Annotated in this window: 7 protein-coding genes; 6 read left to right on the forward strand and 1 reads right to left on the reverse strand. The window is 48.9% G+C overall.

Annotation, left to right across the window (positions count from 1 at the left end):
- Together DW965_RS17800 and DW965_RS17805 are read left to right on the forward strand one after the other, a co-directional pair.
- Positions 1–207, forward strand: a 207-nt coding sequence (locus DW965_RS17800) for a CD1845 family protein (protein WP_119198642.1), incomplete at its 5' end; no start/stop codon positions are given.
- A 79-nt stretch (positions 208–286) separates the two neighbouring features.
- A complete protein-coding gene (locus DW965_RS17805; protein WP_119198643.1) occupies positions 287–1702 on the forward strand; it encodes a relaxase/mobilization nuclease domain-containing protein in 1416 nt (471 codons plus the stop codon).
- A gap of 169 nt (positions 1703–1871) precedes the next feature.
- Here the strand turns inward: DW965_RS17805 and DW965_RS17810 are convergent, their stop codons facing one another.
- A complete protein-coding gene (locus tag DW965_RS17810) occupies positions 1872–2231 on the reverse strand; it encodes a helix-turn-helix transcriptional regulator (protein WP_036626676.1) in 360 nt (119 codons plus the stop codon).
- A 228-nt stretch (positions 2232–2459) separates the two neighbouring features.
- On the opposite strand from DW965_RS17810, the gene DW965_RS17815 reads away from it, so the two are divergent.
- The 4 genes from DW965_RS17815 to DW965_RS17830 all read left to right on the forward strand — a co-directional run bounded on the left by DW965_RS17815 (position 2460) and on the right by DW965_RS17830 (position 7457).
- Entirely contained in the window at positions 2460–3152 is a 693-nt protein-coding gene (locus tag DW965_RS17815; RefSeq protein ID WP_055194522.1) for a response regulator transcription factor, read from the forward strand.
- A complete protein-coding gene (locus tag DW965_RS17820; RefSeq protein ID WP_119198644.1) occupies positions 3149–4180 on the forward strand; it encodes a sensor histidine kinase in 1032 nt (343 codons plus the stop codon). Before DW965_RS17815 ends, DW965_RS17820 begins: the two co-directional genes overlap by 4 nt.
- 182 nt (positions 4181–4362) lie before the next feature.
- On the forward strand, positions 4363–5028 hold the full coding sequence (locus DW965_RS17825; RefSeq protein ID WP_119198645.1) for an ABC transporter ATP-binding protein: 666 nt from the start codon (positions 4363–4365) through the stop codon (positions 5026–5028).
- A gap of 14 nt (positions 5029–5042) precedes the next feature.
- Complete coding sequence (locus tag DW965_RS17830) at positions 5043–7457, forward strand: ABC transporter permease (protein WP_119198646.1); 2415 nt, start codon at positions 5043–5045, stop codon at positions 7455–7457.
- The last annotated feature ends 648 nt before the right edge of the window (positions 7458–8105 follow it).

Below are 8105 nucleotides of genomic sequence, written 5' to 3' on the forward strand. Positions count from 1 at the left end.
ATTTGTGCCGTCCTGCTGACGATTGCCTCTGTGATCCTGGCGGTGCTGGGTGTCGCTCTCTTTTTCACGCCGACGCCCATAGGCGGGATTGTATTTCTGTTTCTTGCCTTCCTTCTTTCGCCGTATGGACTGCAAGCGGCGGCGGGCTCCCTTCTTTGGGCGCTGGACGGAGGCAAATCCGCTCTGTACCGGTTTCTGGCAAGTTAAGCAGCCTCGGGCCATACTGGCCCGAAGTCGGGGCGGTCTGAATGGGCCGCCTCTTTCTTATGGAAAGGAGGGATGATTTTTGGCTACTACAACTTTGTTGCAGCGCCATGCGGGCGAAGGCGAAACGATTGCTGAGGCTATCCGGGATTGTCTGGACTATGGCAAGAACCCGGAAAAAACAGAAAGCGGAAAGTACATCTCCGCTTATGAATGTGATCCAGCCACCGTGGCGGACGAGTTCCTTTTGGCAAAGGCCAGCTATGCCGCTATGACGGGCCGGGAACAGAAGAAAGAAAATAATGTGCTGTGCTATCAGATACGACAATCCTTCTATCCGGGCGAGATCACCCCGAAGGAGGCGAACCGTATCGGCTATGCGCTGGCTATGCGCTGGACAAAGGGGCGGCACGCTTTTATCGTTACCACGCACACCGATAAGCAGCACATCCATTGTCACATTTATTACAACTCCACCACCCTTGACTGCACCCGGAAATTCCGAAATTTTTGGGGCTCCAGCTTCGCTCTTCGGCGGCTCTCTGACAGGCTGTGCCTTGAAAACGGGCTGTCCATCGTGGAGAACCCGAAGCCCCGGAGCAAGAGCAAGTATCGGAACTATGGGGAGTGGCAGAAAGACCGGAAAGGACCGCTTTCCTATCAGGACCGACTGCGCCTTGCTATTGATACTGCGCTGGCGGAACGCCCCGCTGATCTGGACGAATTTCTCAATTTGATGAAGCGGGCCGGGTATGAGGTCAAGACGGTTCGGGGCGGCGGTATCAGCTTCCGGCTGACCGGGCAGGGACAGGAACGCTTCACCCGTCTGCGTGCCTCCACGCTGGGGGACGGCTACGACTTGCAAGATGTTCTGTCCGCCATTGAGGGCAAAGAAAAACGCCCCGGGCGCTCGGAGCGGAAAATCAGTCTGGCGGTGGATATTCAAGCAAAGCTGGCTGCCGGTAAGGGGCCGGGATATGAACGCTGGGCGAAGGTATTTAACATTAAGCAGATGGCCGCCGCTCTTGCTTATATACAGGACAATGGCCTGACCGATTATGAGCAGTTGGCACAGAAAGCCACCGAGGCAGCAGACCGTTTTCATACCATTTCCGAGCAGATCAAGCAGACGGAACAGGCCATGAAAACCAATGCCGGGCTAAAGGCCGCAACGGTTCAGTATGCCAAAACCCGTCCAGTCTTTGAGCAGTATAAGGCGACGAAGTACAGCCGGAAATTCCTTGCGGAGCATGAGGCCGACCTTGAACTGTACCGGGCTGCACAAGCGGAAATGCGCTCTCTGCTGGGTGGGGCGAAGCTCCCTAAAATGGATGTGCTGAACGAGGAAGGCCGCAAGCTCACAGCAAAGAAAAAACAGCTCTATGGAGAATACCAGAAGGCACGACGGGATATGCAGGAGATCGTCACGATCAAGGCGAACATTGACACTCTGATGGGCTACACCGAGCCGGGAAGAAAGCAGGAAAAGGAGCGTTGAGATTATGAAAACAAGGAGCAAAGCGACGCTGACACTTCGGGCCATGTTGGCCCGAAGATACGGGTTTGGGGCGAGCCCCAACAAGCCGCCTTTGTGCCACTTGTGGCCACAGAGGCATTGCTTGCCACTTAGCGGCAGCCCCTAAAATGGCGCAAAAAAACAGAGGCCCTTATTCTGGAACCTCCGTTTCTCTGGCTTTCTTAATGCCCTCGGCTGTGGCTTCTATTACAACAAGCTCTTTTTCATTCATAGAATTTAGGAGCACATCAATGTGCTTTCTGCAAGAACTTGACCTTGCCCCTCCGTCCGCATGAATAAACTGGTCAACTGAAACGTCAAACATGGTAATGAGTTTAACAAAAAGGTCGAAGCTGGGATACTGACCTTTGTTCTCAATATTCATAATGGTACGGGAGTCACGGTCTACTAATTCCGCAACGTAGGCTTGTGTCCAGCCCTTTTCTTCTCTGGCTCTTTTGAGAGCTGCCCCGAGGCCGTGAAAGTCAAACCTTCTTTCATCTTGGTTCATTCTCATATCACCCTATATCATTGTACATTTCGGGCTGAATTATGAGAATGTAATGAAACTTTATGTAAGGTAGTATTTCATTTCACTATTCACTTGTAAAATCTTGATGTAAAAGCCAACAGGCTATATAATTTATGAAGAAATAATTTTTTGAAAAATCGGTCCGCTGTAACATTTCGCGGACATTTGCCTGTTATACTATCTGCAAAAAGCAAAGGAAGTGAGGATATGAAGCAGATTTTAATTGTCGAGGACGACAGTTTTTTGAATAAGATGGTGGCCTATAACCTGACCGCAGACGGCTATGGCGTGACTTCTGCCCTAAATGCCAGAACCGCAGCCGACGCCATCCGCCAGCGGGAATTTAATTTAGTGCTGCTGGACATCAACCTGCCGGACGGGAACGGTTTTGAACTGTGCAAGCTGATAAAGCCCCAGCACCCGGATACCATCGTGATTTTCCTGACCGCCAACGATCAGGAGAGCGACCAGATACGGGGTTATGAGGTGGGCGCGGTGGACTACATCACAAAGCCCTTTGTGATTGGGGCCTTGCAGCGGAAAATCAAAGCCATGTTCGCCATGCTGGAACACCACAAACCGGCCAAGGACATTTACGACGACGGGCGGTTGTTTCTGGACTTCTCGGAGCAGACGGCTTCCTTAAACGGCAAGCCCCTGACTCTATCCCCGATGGAGTACAAAATGCTGAACCTGTTTCGTAAAAATCCCCGGCAAGTGCTGACCCGTGGGCAGCTTTTGGAAAAGCTGTGGGATATAGACGAGCGGTTTGTGGACGAACACACCCTGACAACCTCCATCAGCCGTATTCGCAGCAAGATTGAAGCCGACGGCGGCGCACCCTACATCAAGACCGTTTACGGCATGGGGTATCAATGGACGGGAGGCGAGGTAAAATGAAGTTTCAAAACCTCTCGGTAAAGCGGCTGTTTGGCCGGGTGGCAATGGAGCTTGTCCTCTCCATGTCCGGGATCACCATAGCTCTTTTTCTTGTGACAAAACAGATTGCGGTGCTGCTGACAGGCGGGGCGCTGCTGCTGTGCGCCATTGTAGGGATTTTTGTACTGACGCAGGCGTTTGGAAAGCGACTGTCGCAGTTTACCACTGACCTGTGCCAGACCTTAGACCACATGATCGCCGGAAATGAAGCGCCCCAGCGGCCAGAGGACAGCGAAACCCAGCTTGCCAGAATCGGACACCGGCTGGCAAGGCTTTACCAGATCATGCAGGAGAACCGCCGCCGGGTGGACGAGGAACGGCAGGAGTTACAGACCCTTGTATCGGATATTTCCCATCAGGTGAAAACGCCGGTAAGCAATCTGAAAATGGCGACGGACACCCTGCTGGAAAAGCCTATGGCCGAGGCAGAGCGCACCGACTTTATCCGGGGAATCCGCAGCCAGACGGATAAGCTGGACTTTCTCTTTCAGGCCCTTGTGAAAACCTCCCGTCTGGAAACAGGCGTGATCCAGTTGGACAAGAAACCGGGCCGCCTCTTTGATACCGTGGCACAGGCCATGAGTGGGATCGTGTATGCAGCGGAGAAAAAGGAAATCGCCGTGTCCGTGGACTGCCCGGAGGATTTGACCGTTTTCCATGACAGCAAGTGGACATCGGAAGCCCTCTTTAACCTGCTGGACAATGCGGTGAAGTACACCCCGGCAGGCGGGAAAATCGCTGTGTCTGTGGTGCTGTGGGAAATGTATGTGGAAATCAAAGTGACCGACACTGGCAAGGGCATTTCCGAAAGCAATCAGGCCGCTATCTTCCAGCGCTTCTATCGTGAGGAAGAAGTACACGAACAGCAGGGTGTGGGCATTGGCCTGTATCTGGCCCGCGAGATCGTAACGCGGCAGGGCGGCTATATCAAAGTGGTTTCGGAGCCGGGCAAGGGTTCGGAATTTTCCATTATGCTTCCCTTGCGTTGAGAGAAACTTTCTGCTTCGGGTCAAGTTGGCCCGAGGTGCAGAGATAAAATGAAATGTCCGAGCGTTGTAACATTTCACCTCAATTTTCAATGAATTTTTTTAGCCGCTGTAACATTTCGCGGACATTTGGGTTTTACAATACACTTATCAACAGGTAGGAAGCCTTGAAAGGAGTTTTGAATATGAGCGTTTTACAGACGATTGACCTGAAAAAGTATTACGGTACAGAACCGAACATTACCCGCGCCCTTGACGGCGTAAATTTCTCCGTGGAGGACGGCGAGTTTGTGGCTGTTGTGGGAACCTCTGGTAGCGGCAAGTCCACCCTGCTTCACATGATGGGCGGGCTGGACACTCCCACCAGCGGAACCGTGATCGTCCGGGGCGAAGAACTGGCAAAGAAGAACGATGAACAGCTTACCATCTTTCGCCGCCGCAACATCGGTTTTATCTTCCAGAATTATAACCTTGTTCCCATTCTGAATGTGTATGAAAACATTGTCCTGCCGATGGAACTGGACGGGGACACGGTGGATCAGAAGTTTTTGGATGAAATCGTTCACCTGCTGGGGCTGGAAGATAAGCTAAAAAATATGCCGAACAATCTTTCCGGCGGTCAACAACAGCGTGTGGCGATTGCCCGTGCCCTGATAACCAAACCGGCTATCGTGCTGGCCGACGAGCCGACTGGCAACCTTGACAGTAAGACCAGCGCCGAGGTACTGGGGCTTATCAAGCGCACCAGCGCAGAATTTCACCAGACCGTTGTAATGATTACTCACAACAGCGAGATTGCCCAGCTTGCCGACCGTATTGTACGGATTGAGGACGGCAAAATCGTGAGATAAGGAGGTGACGGGCTATGACTTGGCCTTTTGAAAATGATACAAGCTCCATTGTAAAGAAATTGGCAGATAGGAGTATGAAAGCGGATAAGAGAAGCAAGGCTTTTTTACTTTTGACAATCGCCCTCTCTGTCTGCATGGTTTTTTCGATTATCCTAATATCAACAGGTACGCAAGAGGAATTTAAGAACACACAGAGGAATAAAGCGCAGATTGGCATTTTGGGAGTTACGGATGAACAGACAGCCCTGCTGCGTCAAAACAAAGATATTTCATGGATCGGAGAATACTCCGCTATTGGCTTTTTTTATGTGGATGATAAAACAATCACGGTTGCTTACGGAGATGAAGATTACTTTTCGCATCAGGAAGAAAAGACTTTACAGGGAAGTGTGCCGCAGAAAGAAAATGAGATTATGCTTCCGCAGAATTATATTGACTTTTTAGGAAAAGCGTATAAAGCTGGCGATGTTATTTCTCTTGACGTGACCGGCACAGGGCAGAAAGCGGAATATACGCTTTCTGGTATTCTGGACGACACAAAAGAAAGCAACGGATATTTTATTTATGTCAGTAAAGAACTTGCCCGAGATTTGGCAAAAGATTCTTTTCAGGTTACAGCATATACAAGGCTGAATACAGACGCCATAAGCTCCACGGCTATTCTTGATTTTGCCAGCAAAGCAATACAAAATACAGGCATTGTCGAGGAGCAGGTAATGCTTACAGAATATATTGCTGTTATGTCGGGGGTAATAACATCGGGTATTCCGATTCCAGTACCGTTGCTGGCGGCATTGACGGCTATTTTGGCGGCAACGATTGTCTATGGTGTTTTTTACACAAAGATTGTAAAAAATGTTCAGATGTTTGGGCAACTTCGGACACTTGGCATGACAAAAAGGCAGATTAAGCGGATGGCAGGAAAAGAGGGACGGTTATATGCCTTGACCGGTATTCCTTTAGGACTTGTCACGGGCGTACTGATTGGATTTATTGGTTGTCCTGACGGATTCCGGCTGAAAACAACAGTTATTTATGCTGTACTGATTGCCGCAGTAGCCTTTATGACAGTGAATATTGCCATTTTTAAGCCTGTCCGGGTAGCAATGAATACTTCCCCGGTAGAGGGCGCGAAATACCTCGCGTATGCTGGAAAGGCAAAAAAGAGTCCAAAATTGCATCGGAAACTTACGCCGTTTAATCTGGCAAAATTAAATATACAAAGAAACAAGCAAAAAGCAGTCTTGACGCTGCTAATGCTTGGAGTGAGCGGCGCTCTTTTACTGGTTACTTCTACGGTTGCTGGTTCTATTGATCCGGCAAAACAGGCGAGCTTCAAATACTATCCAGCCGGTAACATTCTCATACAAATAAGAAATACAGTGGGTAGTTCCTTTGATAATGAAGCGGAGCCATACGGAAGCGCAAAATTGCAACTGGAAGAAAATCCGCTTGAGGATCAGACACTGATGCAGGAATTAGAAAAGGTGGACGGGATAGAAAAAATCACCGCATTCGACAGCGTTTATATGACGGTTACTTTTTCGGGCGGAAGTGGTTCTATCACAAGCATTTCAGACTTCTTTCCAACCTTAAACCGGGAACAGACGGAAGAAAAGCAGGCGGTGCTATCCTCTGGAACGGCAGATTACGATGATATGGTTGAGAAAAATGGAATATTGGTTGAAGAAGATATAGCAAAAGTTGGCGATACTTTGAAGATTGCGGGCAGAGCTTTCGATGGCAGCACCTTTGATGTGGAAGCCGTTGTGGTAGGCACATACAATAGGTCTGATTTAATGGAGAATAGCCCGGTTGTTCCCGGAAGTCCTTACTTCATTATGACTTATGATACAGCAAAAAAACTGACAGGGATAACAGAGCAGACAGGTATTCTGGCAGTCAAAAATTCAGACGGACGTTTTGACGACGTTTTGACCGCAGTTCAGGAGATCGCGGATAAAAACGGGAAAATAGAAGTAAATACGATTGAGCAAACGATTAAAAATATTCAGCATCAATACAGAGCCTCTATAAATGCTCTGTATATGGCCTCTGCTATTCTGTTTGTCTTTGGCAGTATCAGTCTTATGAATATGCTTATTGTTGATTTCCAGAGCAGAAAACGTGAGTTTGGTTTGCTTGAAGCCGTTGGAACAACGCAAAAACAGTTGAAAATAATGCTGAACAGGGAAATTGGAATCTACCTTGGAGGTTCATTAGCAATATCCCTTGTATACGGAAGCATTCTAAGTGTAATTGCTTGTAGGAAATTAGATGCAGCAAATCATTGTATTACGCTGGAACTGCCGTGGCTGTTCCTGTTGGCTTTAATTGCTGTTCTGGCAGTTATATATTTAATCTTTACCGCATACGCCAAAGCTGAATTAAAGAAAGCGGAAATTCTGCCTGCCATACGCGAAGAATAGCAGTACATCAGCGGAGCAACCAATAAATGTTGCTTCGCTGATTTCAACTTTATCCGATTTCCTTGAAATGTCCGAGCTTTGTAACAATTCAGCCTGTTTTTCTGTCGAAATCAAAGGCACCTCGGACATTTGTGTAACATTTGTAGTTTATGCTTGTGGTAAATCAATTAAGAAACATCTGCCCCCACAGCGGGGAAAAGAAAAAAACCGCTGACGGGCAGAGGATTTCGTGTGCTTTCCTATATCATTGACGATACGGCGGTTTTGAGAAATCAGAGCCGCCGTTTCTTTTCGCCCCCTAAACCAACGACGACCTAACACCGTGTAAATCCACGGCGGCATATAGGAGGATTGCCGCCGTGTTCATTTTTGCCTTTTTTCACAGCACCCATGACCTGCACCAGCTAAAAAAAGCGTAGCTCCCCCTCCGGGACAGTCTGGTTATGAATGTGAAATTAGGCAGTACATAAATGAATATGTAACTTCATGCGTCCGTGTGGCTTCATGCCTCCCGGGCGCTTTTGTGTTCTTATGGGGCTGCTTCGGGTCATGTTGGCCCGAAGTCATTCCCCGGTGCCGCTCCCCGCCGCCTTCGTTTCGGTCACTCGTCAACCAACAACCGAAACGGAGGTCAATATGGCTATTATC

The organism is Blautia sp. AM47-4 (assembly GCF_003479865.1).
In the GTDB taxonomy this organism is placed as follows: Bacteria; Bacillota; Clostridia; order Lachnospirales; family Lachnospiraceae; genus Fusicatenibacter; species Fusicatenibacter saccharivorans.

What these genes read in the sequence shown, in the direction of transcription:
- DW965_RS17825 (WP_119198645.1), top strand. Translation starts at nt 4,363, where the DNA reads ATGAGCGTTTTACAGACGATTGACCTGAAAAAGTATTACGGTACAGAA.
- DW965_RS17820 (WP_119198644.1), top strand. Translation starts at nt 3,149, where the DNA reads ATGAAGTTTCAAAACCTCTCGGTAAAGCGGCTGTTTGGCCGGGTGGCA.
- DW965_RS17830 (WP_119198646.1), top strand. Translation starts at nt 5,043, where the DNA reads ATGACTTGGCCTTTTGAAAATGATACAAGCTCCATTGTAAAGAAATTG.
- DW965_RS17815 (WP_055194522.1), top strand. Translation starts at nt 2,460, where the DNA reads ATGAAGCAGATTTTAATTGTCGAGGACGACAGTTTTTTGAATAAGATG.
- DW965_RS17810 (WP_036626676.1), bottom strand. Translation starts at nt 2,231, where the DNA reads ATGAACCAAGATGAAAGAAGGTTTGACTTTCACGGCCTCGGGGCAGCT.